Here is a 22789-nt window from a genome sequence, read left to right as displayed (position 1 = left end):
GTCGATCAGCGGGCGCCGGCCTTCTGGAGCAGCGGCTCCAGGCCGGCCCAGTCGTTCACGTCGGCCTTCTGGCCATTGATGAAGAAGCTCGGCGTCGAATTCACCCCGTACACGTTGGCGCCATCGGCATTGACCTTTGCGATCGTCTCGATCTGCTTCTGGTCGGCAAGGCAGGCCTTGGCCTGGGCCTCGGGCAGGCCGCGCTGCTTCATGAAGTCGACAAAGCCCAGCGCCTGGGCGAAGCCCGCGGCGGCCTGGGGCGGGGGCATCTGCTGCAGCTGCTGCAGGATCTGCGGGTTGGTCTGTTCGATGCCCAGGATCTTCTGGTTGAACGAGTCCGTGCCGGCATAGATCTGGTCGAGCGTCGGGAAGAAGGCGTCGGCAGGCACGCACTGGTTGAGCAGCGCGAGCGCGAGATCGGGCGCGCCGTGGATCAGGAAGTCGCGATATTCATAGCTGACCTTGCCGGTCGCGATATACTTCTCGCGCAGCGGCCCTACGCCGGTCGTGCCGAACTGCGCGCAATAGGGGCACATGCGCGAGCCATATTCGACAAGCTTGATCGGCGCGTTCGGGTTGCCCTGGCGGAAGCCATTGTCCTTGGTCTTCTCGACCATATCGGTCCACTGCTTGCCGGCCGGCGGCGCGATCGCGGCGACCGGCGCCGAGGACGGCGCTGCCGCGCTGCCGTTGGCGGTGCCGCCGGCGGACTTGTCACCGCCATTGCAGGCGGCGAGCGCCAGGATGGGAAGAAGCGCGAGGGCAAAACGCATGGTGGTCTCCGGGTTCACAAAGGGTCAGGCGCCGGCGGCGCGGAGCTCGGGCTCGAGATAGGGCCAGGTGAAGGCGCGCACCTTGCGGCCATTGACGAAGAAGCTGGGCGTGCCGTTGACTCCGTGCACCTTCGCGCCATCGGCATAGGTCTTGGCGATGCGCGCGATCGCCTTGGGATCGGCAAGGCACTGGCGCGCCCGGGGCTCGGGCAGCCCTTGCGTCTTCATGAAGGCGATCATGCCCAGCGAATCGGCGAATTTGGTCGCGATCTGGGCAGGCGGAAGCTTGTCCCACGCCTTCAGCGTCGCAGGCTGCTTGGTGAGCGCCATCAGCCGTTCCTCGAACCGGGGCTGGTTGGCATAGATCGCATCGAGCACCGGGAAGAACCGCGCCGTGCCGACGCACTGGTTGAGCAGCGCGAGCGCGAGATCGGGCGCGCCATGGATCAGGAAGTCGCGATATTCGTAGCTCACCTTGCCGGTGGCGATATACTGATCGCGCAGCGGCTTCATGCCGTCCTTGGCGAATTCGTAGCAGGTCGGGCAGCCGCGCGAGCCATACTCGACCAGCTTGACCGGCGCGTTGGGATTGCCCTGACGATAGCCGCCCTCGGGCGTCGCGACCACGGTGGCCAGCCAATCGGGTTGCGGGGCGGGCGCGGCGCCCAGCGCGAACAGCGGCACCAGGGCCAGCATCAACGTGATAAGTCGCTGCATCATCTTCAATCGATCCGGCCGAACACCGGGGCTTCGTCCTGCGCCGCGACGCCCGCGGCAAGCGACTCGAGCACCGCGCGCAGCTCCGGATCGGCGATGCCACGCAGGCTGTCGCCCATTGCCTGCGGCAGCGGCTTGAGGCTCGGCGGCGGGGCCGGCTTGGCCTTGGGCGCGCGCAGATCGCCGTGGCGGATCGCCAGCTTGGCGACGGCCGGATAGCCGAAGAAGCGGTTGACCCGCTCGATGATCTCCGGCGCGATATGCTGCATCATCGGCGCGAACGCACCCGAGACGGTGAGCGCGAGCACGCCCTCCTCGCGCTTGCCGCGGGGAAAGCGGATCGACTCGGGGGCGGAGACGCGGGCATAGCGCTCGCCGACGATCTCGTTCCAGCGGCTGACCACCGCGGACTGCACGAAGCCGAACTTGCGGAAAGCGGCGCCGCCCACGTCCGGCAGCAGCTCGGACACCGCGCGGACGCGGTTCGAGCGCTGCGGCTCGGGGCGCGGCTGGCGGGTGGTGGCACGGGGGGGCTTCGTCATACTGGGTCCCCCATGCCATAGGCGGGGCGTGCCCGACAACGCTCCTGAATCGATCGCCCCCGCGCTTCTCGCCTGGTACGATGCCAATGCCCGCCGCCTGCCCTGGCGCGCGCCGCCCGGCGCCAATGCGACCGACCCGTACCGGGTGTGGCTGTCCGAGGTGATGCTGCAGCAGACCCAGGTCGCTACCGTTATCCCCTATTTCGAGAAATTCACCGCGCGCTGGCCGAGTTTCGGCGCGATGGCGGCGGCCGAGGATGCCGAGGTGATGGCCGCCTGGGCGGGGCTCGGCTATTATGCCCGGGCGCGCAACATGCTCGCCTGCGCCCGCGAGGTCGCGCGACTGGGCGCCCTGCCCGATACGGAGGCGGCGCTGCGGGCACTGCCCGGCATCGGCGACTATACCGCCGCGGCGATCGCGGCGATCGCGTTCGGGCGGCGGGCGGTGGTGGTCGATGCCAATGTCGAACGGGTGGTCTCGCGGCTGTTCGCGATCGCCGATCCGCTGCCGGCATCGCGGCCCGTGATCCGGCGGTGCACCGACACGATTACCCCGGATGCGCGCGCCGGAGACTTCGCCCAGGCGATGATGGATCTGGGCAGCGGCATCTGCACCGTTCGCGCGCCCAAATGCCTGCTCTGCCCGATCGCCTTCGGCTGCGCCGCGCGGGCGGAGGGCAGTCCCGAATCCTATCCGGTGAAGGCCCGGAAGGCGCCCAAGCCGCAGCGCCACGGCACGATGTTCTGGCTGGAACGCGACGATGCGGTGCTGCTCGTCCGCCGTCCGGACAAGGGGCTGCTCGGGGGCATGCGCGCGCTGCCCACGGGTCCCTGGGCCGATGCGCCGCCGGGCCTGACGAATGCACCGTTCGCGGCCGACTGGCGGATGTTGAACGAAACCGTCCGCCACGGATTCACCCATTTCGAGCTGGAGGTGGCGCTTGCGACTGCAACAATCCCCCGCCATGCAAGCGCACCCCCGGGCGAATGGTGGCCGGCTGCCGATATCGAGTCGGCAGGCCTGCCCACCGTCTTCGCCAAGGCGGCAAAAGCGATACGGAGACTGCGATGACGGCCAAGCGAACGTTCGGACTCATCGGGGCGGCACTGCTGCTCCAGGCACCGCTGGTACAGGCCCAGACTGCACCCATGCCGGCATCCAGCCAGGTCCAGACCTTCGCGCGCCAGACCGTCGCCTCGGGCAAGGTGCCCGGCATCGTCATCACCTATGCCAAGGGCCAGGCGCCGATGACGGTGGTGACCGAGGGCCGCATGGCCTATGAGCCGACCGCACCCCAGGTGAACGCCGACACGCTGTGGCGGGTCTATTCGATGACCAAGCCGATCACCGGCATCGCTGCGATGATCCTGATCGAGGAAGGCAAGCTCAAGCTCGACCAGCCGATCAGCGACTTCATCCCCGCGTTCAAGGACATGAAGGTGCTGGTCGATCCTGCCAAGGACCTGACCAGCCGCCCGGCCACCAAGCCGATCACGGTGCGCAACCTGCTGACCCACACCGCAGGTCTTGGCTACAACATCATCACCAAGGGGCCGCTGCTCAACGAGTATAATCGCCTGGGCATCAACCCCGCCCAGGTGAGCGATTCGTTCGAGGCGACGGCGCGGCCGGCGCGCCCGGCGACGCTCGAAGAATTCGCCAACCGCACCGCGACGCTGCCGCTGATCGCCGAGCCGGGCGCCAAGTTCAGCTATTCGATCGGTCTCGACGTGCTCGGCCGGGTCATCGAGGTGGCGAGCGGCATGCCGTTCGACAGCTTCGTCAACTCGCGCATCCTCGGCCCCCTCAAGATGACCTCCAGCTACTGGACGGTGCCGGCGGGCGAGGCGGGGCGCCTGGCGACCGAATATGCGGTTACCGGCACCACGCGCCTGCCGATCGATCCGGGCGCGACCTCGGTCTATCTCAAAAAGCCGAGCTTCCCCTATGGCGGCGCGGGCCTTGCCATGTCGGCGCGCGATTATGATCGCTTCCTCCACATGCTGCAGAATGGCGGCACGCTGGACGGCGCGCGGATCCTCAAGCCCGAGACGGCGGCGCTCGCCATGTCGGACTTGTTGCCGCAGGGCGTCGACAAGACGATGCTGGCGGTGATGGCGCGCGATACCGGCGTGCCGATGGGCTTCGGCGCGGGCGGCTCGGTCTTCCTCGCCGACCAGCCGGGCGGTGCGGGCAAGGGTACGTTCGGCTGGTCCGGGGCTGCCGGCACCTTTGCCTGGGTGGACCCGAAGAACCAGGTGCGCGCGACGATGATGGTCAACATCCTGCTCGCGGAACTCGGCCTCAAGGTGCCCGTGCGCACCGCCATCTACGCCGATCTGGCCAAGTGAGCGCGCCCGGCTTCACCGGCGGTACGCTGGACCGCGACGACCGGGTCCGCCACGAGCCGGAACTGCTGGCGGCCTCGCTTGCCGATCCGCGCGCGCGGCTGCTGGCGATGGACGGGCTGGTGCCGCAGCTCGGTGACGACGGCCGGCTGGTCTGGACCGGGCTGGAGGCGGCAACCCAGCCCTTGCTGTTCCTGGGCTTCCTCGACGGCGAGCCGCGCTTCGTGCAGACGCTGGCGCCGGGCACGCCGCTGCCGCCCGGCCGCCCGCCCGAGCTGTCCGCCATCCTCGATGCCTTCCAAGCGGAGGACGCCGCCAACTATGCTGCCGCGCGCAGCCTGATCGACTGGCATGCGCGCAACGGCTTCTGCGCGCGCTGCGCCACCCCGACCGACATCTTCCGCGCCGGTTGGGGGCGGCTCTGCCCCAGTTGCGGGACCGAGCATTATCCGCGGGTCGACCCGGTGGTGATCATGCTCGCCGAACGGGGAGACCGGGTGCTGCTCGGCCGCCAGCCGAGCTGGCCGCCGCACCGCTATTCCGCGCTCGCCGGCTTTCTGGAAGTGGGGGAGAGCATCGAGGATGCGGTGCGCCGCGAGACGCTGGAGGAATCGGGCGTGCATGTCGGCGCGGTGCGCTACATCGCCAGCCAGCCCTGGCCCTTTCCGTCGCAGCTGATGATCGCCTGCATCGGCGAGGCGCTGGACGAAACGATCGCGATCGATGCGCACGAGCTGGAACATGCGGCCTGGTTCGATCGCGCTGAGGTGCTGCAGGCATTGGCGCGCGACCCGGCTGCGCCGTTCCTCGCACCGCCGGCCTATGCCATCGCCTACACGTTGCTCAAGGCCTGGGCGGAGGGGGCGTAGTCCGGACCAGGAGCGCGGAGATTACGGCCGCGGACGGGCCTGGGGATAGGTGCCGAGCAGCCGCACCCATTTGGTGTGGAAGCCCAGTTCCTCCAGTGCCCGGAGCACGGCGGGGTCGTCGGGGCTGCCGACGATGTCGGCGTAGAACTCGGTCGCGGCGAAGCTGGCCTCGCGCTGATAGCTTTCGAGCTTGGTCATGTTGACGCCGTTGGTCGCGAAGCCGCCGAGTGCCTTGTAGAGCGCGGCGGGGATGTTCTTCACCTCGAACACCAGCGTCGTCATGAACGGGCCGTCGCCGGTGACCCCTGGCGCCTCGCGGGAGAGCACGACGAAGCGCGTCATGTTGTGCGCGGCATCGGCGATGTCGCTGGCCAGCACGTTGAGCCCGTACAGCTCGGCCGCGTGCGCCGGCGCCAGCGCCGCCACCTTGGGGTCGGCCAGCTCCGCCACCATCGCCGCGGCACCCGCGGTATCGGGATAGGCGACCTGCGCGATGCCGTGCGCCTTCAGCCAGTGGCGGCATTGGCCGAGCGCCTGCGGGTGGCTCATCGCCTCATGCACGCCCTCGATCCCGCCGGTGCCCATCAGCGTGTGGCGGATGGGAAGGAAATGCTCGCCGATGATCGACAGCCCGGATTCGGGCAGCAGGAAATGGATGTCCGCCACGCGGCCATGCAGCGAATTCTCGATCGGGATCATCGCCCGGTCGGCGCGGCCTTCCTTCACCGCGTCGATCGCGTCGTCGAACGAGAAGCACGGGAGCGGCAGCGCGTCCGGAAACGCCTCGCGCACCGCGACATGCGAATTGGCGCCTGGCGCGCCCTGATAGGCCACCGCGCGCGCCGGCGCCGCATCGGCCTCGGCAAGCATGCGGGCGACGATCGGACGGGCGGGTGCGGCGAAATTCTCCATGGGCGGCGGCGCTAGCCTCCGTAGAACTCCGCCGCAAGTCCGCTTGCCTTCGGGCGCGGGCGCGCTCTAAAGATGAAGCAAAGCACAGGTGGGAGCGGATGGATGCAGGATCGCTTCAATACGATCGCAGGTTGGGCGCTGTTTGGCGGCGTTGCCGCTCTCGGACTTTCGATCGCAAGCGCGAAGTACTTCCATTCCGAAAAGCCTGAGCGCCCCGGCTATGTCGTCGAGGCGGTGGAAGACGCCGCCGGTGGTGCCGCCGCAGCCGAGCCGCTGGCGGTGCGCCTCGCCAAGGCCGACCTTGCCAAGGGCGAGAGCGGCTTCAAGCAGTGCGCCTCCTGCCACACGATCGCCCAGGGCGGCGCCAACGGCATCGGCCCGAACCTTTACGCGACGCTGGGCGAGGGCATCGCCCAGGGCAAGGGTGGCTTCGCCTTCTCGGACGCGCTGAAGGGCGTGGGCGGGACCTGGGACCTCGACAAGATGGATGCGTGGCTGACCAACCCGCGCAAATTCGCCCCGGGCACCAAGATGACCTTCGCCGGCATCTCGGACCCGCAGCTGCGCGCCGACGTGATCCTCTACCTCAACAAGCAGGGCTCGAACCTGCCGCTGCCGGCCGCGCCGGCGGCGGATTCGGCGCCGGACAATGCCGGCGTGCAGAGCAACGGCGCGGTGGAGGGCGCCGACGTATCGGTGAACGTCCAGCAGGCCACGCCGGCCGAGGGCGCACCGTCGAAGGACCCGCAGGCGGCGGTGCAGGCCGAAAAGAAGAAGTAAGGCGACGCCGCGCCCTTGCAGTTCCCCTCCCGCAACCGGGAGGGGGAGATCCCGGCGTCACCCCTGCAGATCATAGGCCTTCAGCAGGTCGTAGAGCGTCGGCCGGCTGATCCCGAGCAGGCGCGCGGCGGCCGAGACGTTGCCGTCGCTCCGCGCCAGCGCGTGCCGGATCGCCTGCCGGTCCGCCGCCTCGCGCACAGCGCGCAGGTTGATCGCCGCCGCATCGCCCGGCGCCAGATCGAGATCCTCGGCATGTACCGTCTTGCCCTCGGCCATGATCACCGCGCGCTTGATGCGGTTTTCCAGCTCTCGGACATTTCCCGGCCAGCCCCAGGCATCGATCGCGGCAAGCGCATCGGGGGCGAAGCTTTTCGGCCCGGCCTTCATCTGCTCGGCATAGCGGGCGAGGAAATGACGCGCGAGCAGCCCGGCATCGCCCGGGCGTTCGGCAAGCGAGGGAATGCGCACCACGATTTCGGCGAGCCGGTAGTAGAGATCCTCGCGAAAGCGGCCCTCGGCGACCATCGCATCGACATCGCGGTGGGTGGCGCAGACGATTCGGGTGTCGACCGCGATGGGCTTGCGCCCGCCGATCCGCTCGATCACGCGCTCCTGGAGGAAGCGCAGCAGCTTCACCTGCAGCGGCAGTGGAATGTCGCCCACTTCGTCCAGGAACAGCGTGCCGCCCTGGGCCAGCTCGATCTTGCCCTCGGTGGTCTTCACCGCGCCCGTAAAGGCACCCTTTTCATGGCCGAACAGCTCGGACTCGAGCAACGTCTCGGGGATCGCCGCGCAGTTGATCGCGACGAAGCCGCCTTTGTTCCGCGGGCTCGCCTCGTGCAGGCCGCGCGCCAGCAGCTCCTTGCCGGTGCCGCTGGCGCCAAGCAGCATCACCGAAACGTCGGCACCCGCGACACGCTCGATCGTGCGGGTGACCTTGAGCATCTCCGGCGCGGCGGTAATCATGCCGCCCAGCACGGCGGTGGCTTCCGCGCGCGCTGCCAGACGGCGATTCTCGGCCTCCAGCGCATGGACGTGGAAGGCGCGGGCAACGATCAGCCCCAGCGCATCGATGTCGATCGGCTTCTGGTAGAAGTCCCACGCGCCGAGCTCGATCGCGCGCCGCATCGACTCGCGCTCGAAATGGCCCGAGGCGACGATCACCTTGGTGGCAGGGGCCAGGCGGAGGATCGTCTCCAGCGTCGCAAAGCCTTCGCTGGTGCCGTCGGGATCCGGCGGCAGGCCCAGGTCGAGCGTGACGACCGGCGGTTCCTCGGCGCGCAGCAGGGTGAGTGCTTCGTCGCGGGTGGCGGCGGCGAGCACCGTATAGTCCTCATAGGCCCAGCGCAGCTGGCGCTGAAGCCCCGCATCGTCCTCGACGATCAGCAGCTTGGGCAGCGCGGCGCTCATGCCGCCGCCTCCACCGCGTGCGCGGCGCGGAGGATCACGCGGAAGCGCGTGCCCTCGCCCTCGTGCGATTCGACCTCGATCCGCCCGCCCATGCCCTGCGCAAGCTGCTGCGCCTCGAAGGTGCCGAGCCCGAAGCCGCCGGGCTTGGACGAGGTGAACGGCTTGAACAGGCGGGTGCGGACGAAGGCGGGCGACATGCCGCAGCCGCGATCGATCACGTCGATGCGCACCCAGGCTCCGTCGCCGGCCACCGCCAGTAGCACCGGCTGGTCGGCCGGGCTTGCCTCGATCGCGTTCTGGACGAGGTGGAGAATCATCTGCTCCAGCGCCGCCGGCTCGGCGAGCGCGATCGCGTCTCCGCCGGATTCGAGCTGCAGCTGCCCGGGCCGGCCGGCGACCACACGGTGGAGAAGCGGCAGCAGCGCGGTCGGCTGCGGCGGCTCGCTGCGCCCGCGATGGTGCTGGCCGAGCCTTGCGAGCAGGGCGTTCAGCCGATCGGAGGAATCGCGCAGCGTGGCGATCATGTCGGCGCGAAAGGCCGGATTATCGGCGTGGCGCTCGGCGTTCCGGGCGGTGAGCGCAAGCTGGCTGACCAGATTCTTGATGTCGTGCAGCAGGAAGGCGAAGCGACGGTTGAACTCGTCGAACCGCTGCGCCTCGGCGAGCGCTTCCTGCGCCCGGGCCTCGGCGAGATAGCTCGCCACCTGGCGGCCGGCGGCCTTGAGCAGGTCGAAATCTTCCCAGTCGAGCCGTCGGGCCAGGGCCGGGCGCGCCAGCAGGATCGCGCCGACCAGCGACCCGCGATGGAGCAGCGGCACGACCGCCCAGGCGCCGGGCGTCTCGCACATCCAGGCGGGCGTCGCCTCGGCGTCGCCGCCTTCGGCAATGCCCAGGCGGACGGCATCGATCTCGATGATCCGGCCGGATGCCTCGAGATGGGCGAAGAGCCGGGTGTCGGCGGTCTGGGGAAGGTTGGTCCGCGCCCAGTGCCAGCCCGCACCGGGGATCAGTCCGGCGTCCGCGGCGACCAGCAGCAGCCCGGCCGGGGACGCGGTAAGATCGGCCAGCGCGCGCACGATGCGCTGATCGAGCGGAGCCGCGCCGGGCGCGCCCAAGGTCTCGGTGAAGCGCATCCACTCGGCGCGATAGTCATAGCGGTGGCGGAACAGGTGCTTGGCGAGCTTCACCTTCACCCAGCCGCGCAGGGCACTGTTGGAGACGAGCGCCAGGATCGCGGCGGTTGCCCCGAACACGAAGGCAGTCTGCAGCAGCCGGGCATGGGGACCGCCCAGCGTGGCAAGGGCGCTGGTCGCGAGCGCGAGCAGCACGAAATAGGCGCCCACAGCGACCAGGGTGAGCGATTGATAGGCCACGGTACGCGACACGCGCATGCGCCAGTCGCCGCGGCGCTGCAGGCCGAGGCCCATGGCGGCGGCGACGCAGATCAGCGCGGCGCCGTGTGCGACGAGGAGCAGACCGTCGGTCGGCACGCCGAGATAGGCGAGCGTGTGCACCGCGAGCTCCGCCAGCCACAGCCCGCCCAGTGCGGCGACGCTCCAGCGCAACCCCGCACCGGCGTTGTGCGCGAGCGCGGCGTGCAGTGCCTGCACCATCACCAGCGCGCCCACCGCCACCAGCATGTGCAGCAACAGGGCGACCGACGCAGCCTTGTCTGCGATCTGTCCGGGAGTGGCGGCAACGCCGTCCATTACCAGTGCCGCCAGCGTCACCAGGCCGATCACGCCATAGACGGTGCCAAGTGCCAGCGGCGGCCGCGGCTCGCCGGCGCGGCGGTGGAGCAGCAGCAGGAACGCCAGCCAGCCGAGCGTGCACAGCGCACCGGCAGCATGGGTGACGATCTCGTCGGCGCCGATGCCGGCGGTGGCAAGCGCCGCCAGTGCGGTGAGGCCCAGCGCCGCCGCCAGCGCCCGGCGCGGGAGGGCGTCGCCGCCGGTGCGCAGCGCGGCGAGTGGCAGCAGGGCGAAGAGCAAGGCGGCCAGCGCGTGCAGCCACAGGCTCAGCGCGGGCATCAGCATCAGCGCGCGCCGCTGGGGAACAGGATGACGCGCGCGGTCTGCAGCAGGATCAGCAGGTCGAGAAAAGGCGAATAGTTCTTGGCGTAGAACAGGTCATATTCGAGCTTCTGCCGGGCATCGTCGATTGAGGCGCCATAGGGATAGTTGATCTGCGCCCAGCCGGTGATGCCCGGCTTCACCATATGGCGCTCGGCATAATAGGGCAGCTGCTGTTCGAGACCCTCGACGAATTGCGGCCGTTCGGGCCGGGGGCCGACGAAGCTCATCTCGCCTTTCAGCACGCTCCAGCACTGGGGCAGTTCGTCCACGCGAATCTTGCGGATGACGCGGCCGACGCGGGTGATTCGCGGATCGTCCTTCTCCGCCCACACCGCTTCGCCAGGCGCCTCGGCGTCCTGGCGCATCGAGCGGAGCTTGAGCACGTCGAACGCCTGGCCGTACAGGCCGACGCGCTTCTGGCGATAGAGCGCGGGGCCGCGGCTCTCCAGCCGGATCAGCACGGCGGTGATCAGCACCAGCGGCAGCGACAGGACCAGCAGGATCAGGCTCGCGGCAATGTCGAACAACCGCTTGGACAGGGCCGACACCATCCGGGTGGAGGAGAAGCCGTCCGAAAAGATCAGCCAGCTGGGATTGACGCTGTCGAGATCGACCCGGCCGGTCTCGCGCTCGAGAAAGGTCGAGATCTCGTTGACATGCACGCCGGTGGTCTTGATCCGCAGCAGGTCTTTCAGCGGCAGGGCGTTGCGGCGTTCCTCCAGCGCCAGCACCACCTCGCTGGCGTTGAGCAGCACGACATGGTCGGCGAGGTTGTAGATCGCATCGCGGGCGATCGCCTCGGGGATCACGCGATTTGTCTCGCTCATCGCGACATAGCCCACCACCGCAAAGGTAGCGCCGGGGGTCTTCGACAGCTGCTTCAGGCGCATGGCACGCGGACCGGCACCGAGCACGACGATACGCCGTTTGAAGGCCTGGCTGCCCAGCGTCTTGCCGAGCAGGATTCGCATCAGCAGGAGGAGCATCAGTGCGGCGATCGCCGCGTAGAGGAGGTTCGAGCGCCAGAAGCCGATCGGCGGCAGGAGGAAGTAAAGCACGCTGAGGCCCAGCACGCCGAGCGCGATCGATACGATCAGCCGCACCAGCGCATGGCGCAGCGACTGCAGCGCTTCCGCCCCGTACACGCCGAGCGCGACCATCGCCGTCTCGATCACCAGCGTGAAGCTGATCAGCTGGGGCAAGCGTTCGGCGACCGGACCCGTATCGAAGGCGATCTGGTGCGCGCGCACCTGCCAGCCGAGCTCGCCGGCAGCGGCGAGCAGGATCACGTCCAACAGCCCGAGCAACAGCACGGTGTTGGGAATATAGTGCTTGAACAGGCGGATCATGGCCGGAACGGCATAGCGCACAAGGGTAAACGAAAGGGATCACGGGTGGGCCTGGAAGCGTTGAAGCGCCGTCAAATTTTGCCCCGCGTAACAAATACGCCGCGTACTTGTTTAACATAGGCTTTTTTGCAATTGCGCCCGCACAACAAAACTAGGAGCATCATCGAAATGCCGGATACGAAACCGATCACGCCCGTCATTCTCTCGGGTGGGTCGGGAACGCGGCTGTGGCCGATGTCACGCCCAGAGAAGCCCAAACAACTCCTCTCGCTGACTGCCGAAGAAACTATGCTCCAGCTGACCGTTGGTCGCGCGTCGGGATCCCGGTTCTCGGATCCTATCGTCGTTGCCAATGCGTTTCATGCCGAACTCGTAGAAGAACAGGTCGCCGCGACCGGCGCGTCTCTGAAAGCGCTCGTGCTCGAGCCGATCGGTCGCAATACGGCACCTGCGATTGCACTCGCGGCATTGGCTGCGGGCGGCGGTAGCGATCCCATCCTGATCATGCCGTCGGATCACGTGATCGCGGATATCGCTGCGTTCCACGCGTCCATCGACAGCGCGATGCCGCTGGTCAATGATGGTTGGCTGATCACCTTCGGCATCACGCCCGATTCGGCCGAGACTGGCTATGGCTGGATCAAGATCGGTGAGGAGGCCCTGTCTCCGGGTGTTCACCGCGTCGACAGCTTCGTGGAAAAACCGCCGCGTGACCGAGCCGAAGCAATGCTGGCCTCGGGGGATCATGCCTGGAACGGCGGCATATTCCTGTTCCGTGCGGACATGTATCTGGCGGCACTCGAGGAGTTTGCGCCGGAGATGCTGGTCGCGGCACAGCAGTCGATGGAAAAGGCCCGCCGCGAGGGCGTACGGATCTTCCCCGAAGCGGAGAGCTTCGCGGCGTGCCCGTCCGATTCGATCGACTATGCGGTAATGGAGAAGGCCGCGCGGGTCGCCGTGGTCCCGGTGGCGATGGGCTGGAGCGACGTGGGCAGCTGGGATGCGCTGCACGCGATCAGCAACCCCGATGCGGGCGGCAACGTGGTGCGCGGCGATGTTGTCGCGATCGAGGCCACCAATTGCCTGGTGCAGAGCGAGCCCGGCAAGCGTGTCGCGCTGGTCGGCGTGGAAGATCTGATCGTCGTCGTCTCGGGTGCCGATGTCCTGGTACTGCCGCGCGGCCGCAGCCAGGAAGTCAAGAAGCTGATCGACGCGATGAAGGACTGATCGATCCGTCGGAATGCCGCCGATCCCCCGGGGATCGGCGGCGCAGCGAGCTGTCAGCCGCTATAGGCGACCCGCACCGTCACGTTCCGGCGGCGGCGCATGCGCGCGCCGATACCGCCGAAGCCTGCCATGAGCATGGCCCAGCTCACCGGTTCGGGAACTGCCGAGATCGTCATGGTGTAGTCGGGCTCGGGCGTGTTCGGAGTCAGCGTGAACGTGCCCAGCTTGAACGTGGGCGCAGATTCGCTGCCGGTGTACATCGCCACGCCCGTCGAGACGAAGCTGAAGCCGACGACATTGTTGATCAGGCCGAAATTGAAGAAATAGGACGGGCTGCCAAATCCGAGATCGAAGGTGGTGGCCACGTTATTGATCGTGCCGTTGACGCCGGCGAGCACGAAATAATTTCCCGGGTCGACGATTGGCGGCGTCGGGGACGAGTCGAGAACGAATTTGATCGTCTGGCTGCCCGTGATCACGAACGAATAGGGCTTTGCCTGCGTCGGCGCCGCTGTCGCGAGAACTGCAGCGCCGGCTGCAGCCAACAACATGTACTTCTTCATAAAAATCCCCTCTCCTTTGGATTCCAAGATATTGTTATGTTTTCAGAGGGACCCGATGGGGCAGCGCTATAACAAAGGCATAAGATTTGGCAAGTCATCGCCGTGCCAGATCGAGACGTTATTGCAGCGCATCATTCTTCTTGATTATCGTAATCGACACGATAGGCAGGAAGGCCAAGTTTCCATATGATCGCGGCGGCGCGGAGCGCGAAGCCGGCAACCGCTGCGATGAACCCCGCGGCATAGGGCGGCCAGCCCAGCAGGTTCAGCACCACATAGATGGATGCGGTGAGTGCCGCTGCCGTCACGTACAGTTCGGGCCGCATCAGGATCGACGGCTGCCCCGCCAGAACATCCCGGATGATGCCGCCGACGCACGCGGTCACCACGCCCATCACCGCCGCCGGTACCGGCGGAATGCCATAGCCGAGTGCCTTGGCCGCACCGAACGCGGCATAGGCGGCCAGCCCCAGCGCGTCGAGCCAGGCGAAGGTCCGGTCGCTCCACCAGCGCTGGGGGGTGATCCAGACGACCGCCGACATGCCTAGGCAAAGCGCCGCCACGCTCGCATCATGCACCCAGAAGACCGGGGCGCCGATCAGCAGGTCGCGCACGGTGCCGCCGCCCACCCCGGTGATCAGGGCGAAGAAGGTGGCGGTGACGATCGTCTGCTGGTGTCGGGTCGCGGCCAGCGCGCCGGTGGCGGCGAATACCGCGATTCCGAACAGATCGAGCCAGGGGAGGATGGGACCGATCTGGAAGGCAACCGAACTGTTCATCCGCTCCGTTTGCCGTGGGCGCGGCAGCCAAGTCAAACGCGGGTCTTGGCGAGCCGGGTGGGCTTGGGGCAGAGAGGGGCCATGCAACGTACCGAGTCTCCGCTGATCGCCCTTGCGATCCTTCTGGCGGCGCTCGCCGGCTTCGTCGATGCGCTCGCCTTCACCAGCCTGGGCGGCTTTTTCGCCTCGTTCATGAGCGGTAATTCCACCCGTCTCGGCGTCGGGCTGGGGAGTGGATCGGCGCACGATGCGGCGATGGCGGCCGCGCTGGTGATGAGCTTCGTCGCGGGCGTCATCCTCTCCACCATCCTGGCGCGCGCGCGGCCCCATCGCCACCAGCCGGTGGTGATGGCGACCGTCACCCTGCTTCTGTTGCTTGCCGCGGTCGTGGCGACGCTGCTGCCGGGGCCGTGCGTGCTGCTGCTGCTTGCCGCTGCGATGGGCACCGAAAATGGTGTGTTTCACCGCGACGGCGAAGTCACGATCGGCGTGACCTACATGACCGGGTCCCTGGTCAAGATGGGCCAGAAGCTGGCCGGAGCGCTGATGGGCGATGCGGATCGCTTCGGCTGGCTGCGCTATCTGGGGCTGTGGTTCGGCTTCGTCTGCGGCGTGGTCATCGGCGCCGAAAGCCAGTTCCGCTGGGGCTGGAATGCCTTGTGGCTGGCGCCGATCTTCGCAGGCGTGCTGACGTTGCTGCTCGTCAGCATGACGCGGCCGCAGCCGACCCTCACCCTGATGCGCTGACCGGGTCCGTCGGCGCCAGGGTTACCAGCGCCTGCAGTGCCGCGACGTGCTGCTCGAACGCCGCGCGCCCGGCGCGGGTGGCCGAGGCCCAGGTCCGCTGGCGGCCATTGGCCGCGGCCTTGCGCAGCGTGACATAGCCCGGCTCGGCCAGCGCCGAGAGATGTTTCGAGAGTACCGAATCGCTCACCTTGGCGAGGTCGCGCAGCATCGCGAACTCGGCCTCCTGCACGTTGGTGAGCACCGCCATGATCTGCAGCCGGGTCGGCGGGTGGATCACCGCGTCGAACGCGGGCGCCTTCACAAGCCTGCCTCCAGCTCGCGGACGAAGACGCGCTGCCAGACCATGCTCATCCACGTCGCCACGGCAAACATGATCGCGCCCAGGACCAGCGAGGGCCAGACCATCTGCCTGGCCAGCACGAAGTACACGCTGGCGGCGTACAGCGCGGCGACGATCGGCAGAAAGGCCGCGATCACCCGGCGGGTGCGCCCGCGACGATAGCCGTTGATGAACATGCCGAGCCGGCGCCGATCCCAGCGCACGATCAGCACCAGACCCAGCAGAAGCGGCGCCAGGGCGAGCAACTGATAGGGCGCAGCCGCCGGCGAAGCGACGATGCCTGCCTCCAGCGCCGCAAACGCCAGATGGCGCGAAGGCGGACAAGGCACGATCCGGGCAAGCTGCGCGCGGCTGGCGTGGATTTGGGCCAGCGCTTCCTGGGCTTCGGTGATAGTGGACATGGCGATTTCCTCTTTCCAATGTGGAAAGAGATAGCATGTTTTTCCGACATGGAAAGACTATGTTTTCCGATATGGAAAATTAGCGAAACGCCCAGCGCAGCGTCTCCGCCACGCCGCGGGTGCCGAGGCGTACCGCCGGCGCCGCAAGGGGCGGGGTGGCAAGCCGGTGCATCTGTCGGGCCCAACCGGGTAGCAGATCGATCGCGGCAGCGAAGGTCATGGCCTGGAAGGGCTTGGTGGCGAAGTTCGGCGCAGGCTGTTCGAGCAGCAGCCGCGCCACCTCGCGGGTCCGGTCGTCATAGCGAAGTTCGCCGCGCATGGCGGAGATCAGCGCCTGTGCCTCGGCGCGGCTGTGCGGCACCGGATTGGCGCCCAGTGCCTCCGCCACCTGCGCGAACTCGGCGAAATAACGGTCCTGATCGGCGCGCGACATGCCCGGCTCGGCGTAGCGGACCCAGCCGTCGAGAAAGCTCACCGCCTCGGTCACATGCACCCAGGCGAGCAGGCGGGGATCGTCGGCGCGGTACGGCGTGCCGTCGGGCAGCACGCCGCGGATATGCTGGTGGATCTCCCGCACCCGTCCGATCGCCGCTTCGGCCTCCCCCCGTTCGGCATAGCTGGTCTGGGCGATGAAACGGGCGGTGCGGCGCAGGCGGCCGAGCATGTCGTGGCGGAACTTGGAATGGTCCCATACCCCCGCGAGCACCGCTGGATGAAGCATCTGGAGCAGCAGCGCGGTCACGCCGCCGACCATCATCGTGGTCACGTCGCCGTGCACGCGCCACACCACCGAGTCGGGTCCCAACAGCCCGTTCATACTGCGCTGCACGGGCGTTTCCCCGCGCGCGGCATCGTTGAAGACCGCCCGCACCTGGCCGATCATTGCGCGTCGTACGCTGTGGGTTGCAAATGCAACTAAATCCATGCGCTTAACGTAGCTACTCTGGTAGCGCGAACAAGTTGACCGCGTTCGCTTTGCAGTGCAGCAATCGCGCCCATGGCCAGCATCGCAATCACCAACAACCCCGACATCCGCTTTCTTGGGCGGCTGCTCGGCGACGTCATTCGTGTCTATGGCGGCGAGGAATTGTTCAAGCGGATCGAATATATCCGCGCGACCTCGGTGGACCGGCATCGCGGGGTTGCGGGTGCGGCAGCGATCGATTCCGGGCTGGACCGGCTCACGCTGGACGAGACGCTCGATTTCGTCCGCGGCTTCATGCTGTTCTCGATGCTCGCCAATCTTGCCGAGGACCGGCAGGGTGTTGCCACCGAGAAGGACGCCGATGTCGCCGCCGCGCTCGAACGGCTGGCCAAGTCGGGCATCGGTCACGAACCGGTGATGGCGCTGCTGGAGCATGCGCTGGTCAGCCCGGTGCTGACCGCGCACCCGACCGAGGTGCGGCGCAAGTCGATGATCGACCACAAGAACCGCATCGCCGAGCTGATGCGGCTCCGCGACCAGGGCGTCACCGAGACGCCGGACGGCGACCAGGTGGAAGAGGCGATTCTCCGCCAGATCGCGCTGCTGTGGCAGACCCGCGTGCTGCGCCGGGAAAAGCTGGGCGTGCCCGATGAGGTCGAGACCGCGCTCTCCTATTTCCGGGACGTGTTCCTGCCGGTGCTGCCCGCGCTCTACGCCCGCTGGGACCGCGCACTCGGCGACCGCGCGCCGAGCTTCCTGCGCCCGGGCAGCTGGATCGGCGGCGACCGCGACGGCAATCCCTTCGTCACCGCCGAATCGATGCGCTTCGCGCTCGCCCGGTCGGCGGAGACGGTGCTCGACCATTATCTCGAGTCGGTGCACGCGCTCGGCGCCGAGCTGTCGATTTCGACCGAGCATGTAGAGGTGCCGGAAGCGGTGCTGCAGCTCGCCGAGGTCAGCGGCGACACCGGCAAGAGCCGCAGCGACGAACCCTATCGCCGCGCGCTGACCGGGATCTATGCGCGCCTCTCCGCCACGCACGAGAAGCTGGTCGGCAAGCGTCCGGGACGTCCTTCGCCGATACCGGCCGCGCCCTATGGCCATCCGTCCGAGTTTCGCGAGGATCTCGTCGCCATTGCGCGGGGCCTTGCCGGGAGCGGGCCGCTGGCGACCGGCGGCGCGCTGGGGCGGCTGATCCGCGCGGTCGAGACCTTCGGGTTCCACCTGGCCACGCTCGACATGCGCCAGAACAGCGCGATCCATCAGCGCGTGGTGGCGGAGCTGCTCCAGTCTGCGGGCGTATGCGACGACTATGCCGCGCTCGACGAGCCGGCGCGCATCGCGCTGTTGCGCCGCGAGCTTGCCAATGCCCGGCCGCTGACCAGCCCCTATGCGGTCTATTCGGAGGAAACGGCCTCCGAGCTTGCGATCGTCCGCGAGGCGGCGGCAGCGCATGCCCGCTATGGCCGCGACTGCATCCGGCACTACATCGTCTCGATGGCGCAGTCGGTGTCGGATCTGCTCGAGGTCCATATCCTGCTCAAGGAAGCCGGGCTCTATGTGCCGGGCGAGACGCCGCAGGCACACATCATGGCGATCCCGCTGTTCGAGACGATCGCCGACTTGGAAGCCGCCCCGCCGATCATGGAAGCCTGGCTCGGCCTGCCCGAGGTCGCCGCGATCGCCGCCGCGCGCGGGCACCAGGAAGTGATGATCGGCTATTCCGATTCGAACAAGGACGGCGGCTACCTCACCTCCACCTGGCAGCTGAGCCGGGGGTCGACCGCGCTCAAGCCGGTGTTCGAACAGGCCGGCCTCGCCATGCAACTGTTTCACGGCCGCGGCGGCGCGGTGGGGCGGGGCGGCGGGTCGAGCTTCTCGGCGATCCTCGCCCAGCCGCCGGGCACCGTGCAGGGCCGCATTCGCATCACCGAGCAGGGGGAGGTGATCGCCGCCAAATATGGCAGCCTCGAAAGCGCGATGACCAACCTGGAGGCGATGGCCTCGGCCACGCTGCTCGCCAGCCTGGAGCCGGAGCAGCTCGCGCCTGCCGATGCCGAGCGCTTCGCCGCAGCGATGGACCGCATCTCGGAAACCGCGTTCCGCACCTACCGGGGCCTCGTCTACGAGACCCCCGGCTTCACTACCTTCTTCCGCCAGATGACGCCAATCGCCGAGATCGCCGGCCTCAAGATCGGCTCGCGCCCCGCCAGCCGCAAGAAGAGCGACGCCATCGAGGATCTGCGCGCCATCCCCTGGGTGTTCAGCTGGGCACAGGCGCGCGTGATGCTGCCGGGCTGGTATGGCGTCGGTGCGGCGCTGGAGGCGTTCGAGGACAAGGGGCTGCTGCGCGAGATGGCGAGCGCCTGGCCGCTGTTCCGCGCGACGCTCGACAATATGGAGCAGGTGCTCGCCAAGTCCGACATGGGCATCGCCAGCCATTATGCCGCGCTGGTCGAGGACGCGGAGCTGCGCGACGGCATTTTCGGCCGCATCCAGGGCGGCTGGCAGCAGACCCATGACGCGCTGCTCCAGGTGACCCGCCAGACCCGGCTGCTGGAGAAGCACCCGCTGCTCGACACCTCGATCCGACTGCGCCTGCCCTATATCGAGCCGCTCAACCTGCTGCAGATCGAGCTGATGAAGCGCCACCGCGCGGGGGAGGACGATCCCCGGATCGGCGAGGGAATCCTGCTGTCGATCAACGCGATCGCGACCGCGCTGCGTAACAGCGGATAGCGCCGGAGCCGGGGTTCAACCCGGCATTAACCATGTGCGCCTAGCCCGGTGCCATGGGACCGGGCCATCCTCGCAGCGCCGTACGCGATTCGATCGTCGCGGTGGCGCTGGCATTGCTGCTCGGGTTCGCCTGGATCGTGCGCGATCACGTGCCGCTTGCGGCGCTGCGGCTGCCCGATACCGATGACGGCATGCGCCTCCAGCAAGTGCGCGACTGGCTGGGCGGGCAGCGCTTCGCCGATCTCGCCCAGCACCGTCTGGGGGGCGCGCAGGGGCTCGAGATGCACTGGTCGCGCGTGGCCGACCTGCTGCCCGCCGGGCTGATCCTGCTGCTGTCCCCGATGCTGGGCGCGCATGCGGCGACCGTCGCGGCGGTCGCGGCGGTGCCGGTGCTGTGGTTCGCCGCCGCGCTGGCCCTTGTTGCCGCCGTCGCGCGCCGCCTGGAGATTTCCGGGACCGCCACGGCGGTGGTCGCCGCGCTGGCCTTCCCCGCGACGACGCTCTTTTTTCCGGGGCGCATCGATCACCACAATCTTCAGATGGTGTTGGTCCTCGCGCTGCTGTGGGCGACGCTCGGACCGGGATCGCTGCGCGACGGTGCGGTCGCGGGGCTCGTGACGACGCTCTCGCTGGTCATCGGGATGGAAACCGCGCCGCTGCTTGCGGCAGGCGGGATCGCCATCGCCTGGCGCTGGTGGCGAGGCGATGCGGGCGCGCAGGCGCGGATCACCGGCTATGCCACGACGCTGTTGCTGTCGCTGGCGGCGGCGCGCGCACTGTTTGCGACGAGCGGGTGGGCCTATCCCGCCTGCGACGGATTCACTGCGATCCTTTGGCGCGCGGCGATGCTGGGCGCGCTCGCGCCCGCAGCGATGGCGGCGGCAGGCTTTGTCTCCACCGACCGCAATCGCCGACTTGGCGTACTGCTGATCGCCGGGTGCCTTGCGGTGGGCGAGGCGGCGTTTGCCGCGCCCGCCTGCCTTCGCCCCTATGGCGCGGTCGATCCGGTGCTTGCGCGCCTCTGGCTGGCGCAGGTGGCGGAGGCGCAATCGATCCTGTCGGCACCCGGCTGGCACAGCATCGCCTATCTGGGCATCGGCCTTGTCGGGCTGCTGGCCGGGTTCCGGGTCGCCGGGCAGCGGCGTAGCGCCGACGCCGCGATTCTGATCGGCTTCCAGCTCGTGGCGGTGCTGATCGCGCTGATCCAGCTGCGCGGGGCCTATGCCGCTGCCCTGCTGGCGGCGCCCGCGCTTGCCGCGCTGATCGCTGCCGCCCGCCGACACGGCGCGTTGCCGCTCGCGGGCGCCTGGGTTGCCTCGGCAGGCATGGTCTATGCGTTTCTGGGCGATGCGCTCGCGCCGAAGGCGCGCGCCGCTCCAACCGCCGACTGCGCCGCGCCGGATGCGCTTGCGCGGGTTGCGGCGCTCCCGCCAGGGCTCGTCGCCGCGCCGATCGACCTCAGCGGCTTCCTCCTTCCCGCCACCCGGCATCGCTTCCTCGCCGGCCCCTATCATCGCAACACCCAAGGAAATCGTGCCATGCTCGACCTGTTCCTGAGTCCGCCCGCACAGGCGGAGGCGACTGCCCGGCGCTGGGGGGTCGACTATGTCGCGCTCTGCCCGGACGGGCTGGGCGAACTGGGCGCTGCGGGCAACGACACCAGCCGCCTCGCCGGCGCGCTGCGCGCCGGTCAGGTGCCTGGCTGGCTGGCGCAGGCGTCACGGCCGGGCGAGGCACCGATGGTCTATCGGCTGGTCGGACGCGGGACCACGCATTGAGCCCCAGGCGCTGGTGGGAGACGCGGACCTTCGCGGTGGCCGCGGTGCTGATCAGCGCCGTGCCGTTGCTATGGCCCGTCGTCCCGCCGCTCACGGATCTGCCCGGCCATCTCGGCCGCTTCCGGGTGATGCTCGACGGCGATGCCGGGCCGCTGGCCGCCTGGTATCGCTTCCGCTGGATGCTGGTCGGCAATCTCGGCGTCGACCTTGCGGTGCGGGCCTTGGCGCCGGTGCTGGGATTGCTGCCGGCGGTAAAGGCCGTGGTGATCGCCACGGTGATGCTCACCGTCGCCGGCACCCTGTGGATCGCCCGCGAGGTGCATGGCCGCGTCACCCCCTGGGCGATCGCCGCGCTGCCGCTCGCCTATAACTACGCCTTCCACTTCGGCTTCGTGAACTATCTGCTGGCGATGGCGCTGGCGCTCAACGCCTTCGCCTTGTGGCTGCGGCTGGGACGGCTGGCGCGCTACCGGCTGCGGGCTGCCCTGTTCGTGCCGGTCGCGCTGGCCATCTGGCTGGCGCATGTCGTCGGCTGGGGGATGCTGGGCCTGTTCGTGCTGGGCGCCGAGCTGCGCGACTGGAAGCGCGTGCCGCTTCGCCTGCTCCCGCTCGCGCCGCCCGCGATCCTGCTGTTGCTCTGGCGCGACGGCAGCGGCGCGGGAATGACCGGCCCGTTCTTCGTGTGGAGCACCAAGATCGGCTGGCTGGTCTCGGTCGTGCGGGATCGCTGGCAGCTGCTCGATCTCGTCTCGGTGGCGGTGCTGGTGAGCCTGCTCTACCAGGGCTGGCGCGATCCCGACACCGGGCTGGCGCCGCGTCTCCACCGCGCCTTTCTGCTGGTGCTCGCCGCCTTCGTGCTGCTGCCCTTCATGCTGTTCAACTCGGCCTATGCCGACATGCGGCTGGTGCCCTATCTGTTCCTGCTCGGCCTGCTCGCGCTCGCGGCCAAGCCGAGCATGACCGAACGCCGGCGCGGCATGCTCGCGTCGCTTGCCGTCGGTTTTTTCCTCGTCCGCATCCTGGGCACCACCGCAAGCCTCGCGCTGTACGATGCCGATTGGCGGCAGCGGCTGGCCGCGCTCGACCAGGTGCCGCAAGGCGCGCGGCTGGTGAGCTTCGTCGGCGAGCGCTGCGGCCAGCCCTGGAAGCACCAGCGGCTCAACCATCTGCCCGGCCTGGCGCTTGCCGAGCGCCGCGCCTTTTCCAACGACCAGTGGCGGCTCGGGGGCGGGTCGCCGCTCACCATCCACGCGCCCGCCGCGATGGCCGGGTTCGACAGCGATCCCTCGCAGATGGTGCTGGCCGCCCCGTGCGCGCTGGAGCCCGGATTCCGGACGCTCGACGAGTCGCTGGCGACGCTCCCGCGAGGCGCCTTCGACTATGTGTGGCTCCTCCACCCGCCAGCCGTCGACCCTCGCCGCCTCGCCGGCATGACCCGCGTCTGGACGGACGGGGCAGACGCACTCTACCGGATCGACCATAAGCGCTTGTCGCCCGGCCCTTCGCCGCACTAA

At 68.5% G+C, this 22789-nt stretch carries 21 protein-coding genes; 9 read left to right on the top strand and 12 right to left on the bottom strand.

What is annotated here, in order from left to right:
- Nucleotides 1–5: 5 nt before the first annotated feature.
- Genes OIM94_RS11340 through OIM94_RS11330 form a run of 3 tightly spaced genes read right to left on the bottom strand, consistent with a single transcriptional unit; the run spans nucleotide 6 to nucleotide 2032 of the window.
- Complete coding sequence (locus OIM94_RS11340) at nucleotides 6–773, bottom strand: DsbA family protein (RefSeq protein WP_264606839.1); 768 nt, start codon at nucleotides 771–773, stop codon at nucleotides 6–8.
- A 24-nt stretch (nucleotides 774–797) separates the two neighbouring features.
- On the bottom strand, nucleotides 798–1493 hold the full coding sequence (locus tag OIM94_RS11335; protein WP_264606838.1) for a DsbA family protein: 696 nt from the start codon (nucleotides 1491–1493) through the stop codon (nucleotides 798–800).
- Between the two features lie 2 nt (nucleotides 1494–1495).
- Nucleotides 1496–2032, bottom strand: coding sequence for a DUF721 domain-containing protein (locus OIM94_RS11330; RefSeq protein WP_264606837.1), 537 nt, complete (start codon nucleotides 2030–2032; stop codon nucleotides 1496–1498).
- 28 nt (nucleotides 2033–2060) lie between these two features.
- Here OIM94_RS11330 and OIM94_RS11325 point away from each other — a divergent pair, with 28 nt between their 5' ends.
- The 3 genes from OIM94_RS11325 to nudC are packed head-to-tail and all read left to right on the top strand — an operon-like array spanning nucleotide 2061 to nucleotide 5250.
- Nucleotides 2061–3104 (top strand): A/G-specific adenine glycosylase, encoded by a 1044-nt coding sequence (locus tag OIM94_RS11325; protein WP_264606836.1) that lies wholly within the window; start codon nucleotides 2061–2063, stop codon nucleotides 3102–3104.
- Nucleotides 3101–4384, top strand: coding sequence for a serine hydrolase domain-containing protein (locus OIM94_RS11320; RefSeq protein WP_264606835.1), 1284 nt, complete (start codon nucleotides 3101–3103; stop codon nucleotides 4382–4384). The genes OIM94_RS11325 and OIM94_RS11320 overlap by 4 nt, the downstream gene beginning before the upstream one ends.
- The gene (nudC, locus tag OIM94_RS11315; RefSeq protein ID WP_264606834.1) at nucleotides 4381–5250 is read left to right on the top strand and encodes an NAD(+) diphosphatase; all 870 of its coding nucleotides are present in this window, start codon (nucleotides 4381–4383) and stop codon (nucleotides 5248–5250) included. The genes OIM94_RS11320 and nudC overlap by 4 nt, the downstream gene beginning before the upstream one ends.
- Before the next feature lie 21 nt (nucleotides 5251–5271).
- On the opposite strand, the gene OIM94_RS11310 is transcribed toward nudC, so the two are convergent.
- Nucleotides 5272–6162 carry a prephenate dehydratase gene (locus OIM94_RS11310; RefSeq protein ID WP_264606833.1) on the bottom strand — a complete coding sequence of 297 codons (891 nt, stop codon included), beginning with the start codon at nucleotides 6160–6162 and terminating at the stop codon, nucleotides 5272–5274.
- A 102-nt stretch (nucleotides 6163–6264) separates the two neighbouring features.
- Between OIM94_RS11310 and OIM94_RS11305 the strand changes: the two genes are divergently transcribed.
- On the top strand, nucleotides 6265–6942 hold the full coding sequence (locus OIM94_RS11305; protein WP_264606832.1) for a c-type cytochrome: 678 nt from the start codon (nucleotides 6265–6267) through the stop codon (nucleotides 6940–6942).
- A gap of 57 nt (nucleotides 6943–6999) precedes the next feature.
- Here OIM94_RS11305 and prsR read toward each other — a convergent pair whose 3' ends face one another.
- From prsR to OIM94_RS11290, 3 genes are read right to left on the bottom strand one after another with little or no spacing between them, the layout of a single operon-like run.
- Nucleotides 7000–8352 carry a PEP-CTERM-box response regulator transcription factor gene (gene prsR / locus OIM94_RS11300; RefSeq protein ID WP_264606831.1) on the bottom strand — a complete coding sequence of 451 codons (1353 nt, stop codon included), beginning with the start codon at nucleotides 8350–8352 and terminating at the stop codon, nucleotides 7000–7002.
- The gene (prsK, locus tag OIM94_RS11295) at nucleotides 8349–10388 is read right to left on the bottom strand and encodes an XrtA/PEP-CTERM system histidine kinase PrsK (RefSeq protein ID WP_264606830.1); all 2040 of its coding nucleotides are present in this window, start codon (nucleotides 10386–10388) and stop codon (nucleotides 8349–8351) included. Before prsK ends, prsR begins: the two co-directional genes overlap by 4 nt.
- The gene (locus tag OIM94_RS11290; RefSeq protein ID WP_264606829.1) at nucleotides 10388–11776 is read right to left on the bottom strand and encodes a TIGR03013 family XrtA/PEP-CTERM system glycosyltransferase; all 1389 of its coding nucleotides are present in this window, start codon (nucleotides 11774–11776) and stop codon (nucleotides 10388–10390) included. Before OIM94_RS11290 ends, prsK begins: the two co-directional genes overlap by 1 nt.
- Before the next feature lie 234 nt (nucleotides 11777–12010).
- Between OIM94_RS11290 and OIM94_RS11285 the strand changes: the two genes are divergently transcribed.
- Nucleotides 12011–13003 (top strand): mannose-1-phosphate guanylyltransferase, encoded by a 993-nt coding sequence (locus OIM94_RS11285; protein ID WP_264609888.1) that lies wholly within the window; start codon nucleotides 12011–12013, stop codon nucleotides 13001–13003.
- Between the two features lie 53 nt (nucleotides 13004–13056).
- Here the strand turns inward: OIM94_RS11285 and OIM94_RS11280 are convergent, their stop codons facing one another.
- Both OIM94_RS11280 and OIM94_RS11275 read right to left on the bottom strand, forming a co-directional pair.
- Nucleotides 13057–13566: a PEPxxWA-CTERM sorting domain-containing protein gene (locus OIM94_RS11280; protein ID WP_264606828.1), complete on the bottom strand. Its 510-nt coding sequence runs from the start codon at nucleotides 13564–13566 to the stop codon at nucleotides 13057–13059.
- Between the two features lie 131 nt (nucleotides 13567–13697).
- Nucleotides 13698–14345 (bottom strand): trimeric intracellular cation channel family protein, encoded by a 648-nt coding sequence (locus OIM94_RS11275; protein WP_264606827.1) that lies wholly within the window; start codon nucleotides 14343–14345, stop codon nucleotides 13698–13700.
- Nucleotides 14346–14426: 81 nt separating this feature from the next.
- On the opposite strand from OIM94_RS11275, the gene OIM94_RS11270 reads away from it, so the two are divergent.
- Nucleotides 14427–15092, top strand: coding sequence for a YoaK family protein (locus tag OIM94_RS11270; RefSeq protein ID WP_264606826.1), 666 nt, complete (start codon nucleotides 14427–14429; stop codon nucleotides 15090–15092).
- On the opposite strand, the gene OIM94_RS11265 is transcribed toward OIM94_RS11270, so the two are convergent.
- The 3 genes from OIM94_RS11265 to OIM94_RS11255 all read right to left on the bottom strand — a co-directional run bounded on the left by OIM94_RS11265 (nucleotide 15076) and on the right by OIM94_RS11255 (nucleotide 16716).
- A complete protein-coding gene (locus OIM94_RS11265; RefSeq protein ID WP_264606825.1) occupies nucleotides 15076–15393 on the bottom strand; it encodes a transcriptional regulator in 318 nt (105 codons plus the stop codon). The two genes, OIM94_RS11270 and OIM94_RS11265, sit on opposite strands and share 17 nt — an antisense overlap.
- Nucleotides 15390–15833 carry a hypothetical protein gene (locus OIM94_RS11260; RefSeq protein WP_264606824.1) on the bottom strand — a complete coding sequence of 148 codons (444 nt, stop codon included), beginning with the start codon at nucleotides 15831–15833 and terminating at the stop codon, nucleotides 15390–15392. The genes OIM94_RS11265 and OIM94_RS11260 overlap by 4 nt, the downstream gene beginning before the upstream one ends.
- A gap of 79 nt (nucleotides 15834–15912) precedes the next feature.
- A complete protein-coding gene (locus tag OIM94_RS11255; protein ID WP_264606823.1) occupies nucleotides 15913–16716 on the bottom strand; it encodes an oxygenase MpaB family protein in 804 nt (267 codons plus the stop codon).
- Between the two features lie 114 nt (nucleotides 16717–16830).
- Here OIM94_RS11255 and ppc point away from each other — a divergent pair, with 114 nt between their 5' ends.
- The 3 genes from ppc to OIM94_RS11240 are packed head-to-tail and all read left to right on the top strand — an operon-like array spanning nucleotide 16831 to nucleotide 22789.
- On the top strand, nucleotides 16831–19497 hold the full coding sequence (gene ppc / locus OIM94_RS11250; protein WP_264606822.1) for a phosphoenolpyruvate carboxylase: 2667 nt from the start codon (nucleotides 16831–16833) through the stop codon (nucleotides 19495–19497).
- Nucleotides 19498–19550: 53 nt separating this feature from the next.
- Nucleotides 19551–21275, top strand: a complete 1725-nt coding sequence (locus tag OIM94_RS11245; RefSeq protein ID WP_264606821.1) for a hypothetical protein — start codon at nucleotides 19551–19553, stop codon at nucleotides 21273–21275.
- The gene (locus OIM94_RS11240) at nucleotides 21272–22789 is read left to right on the top strand and encodes a hypothetical protein (protein WP_264606820.1); all 1518 of its coding nucleotides are present in this window, start codon (nucleotides 21272–21274) and stop codon (nucleotides 22787–22789) included. The genes OIM94_RS11245 and OIM94_RS11240 overlap by 4 nt, the downstream gene beginning before the upstream one ends.

Origin of the sequence: Sphingomonas sp. R1, assembly GCF_025960285.1 — a bacterium.
In the GTDB taxonomy this organism is placed as follows: Bacteria; Pseudomonadota; Alphaproteobacteria; order Sphingomonadales; family Sphingomonadaceae; genus Sphingomonas.
The sequence above is the reverse complement of the archived record's forward strand: the minus strand, read 5'-3'. Positions and strand labels throughout refer to the sequence as shown.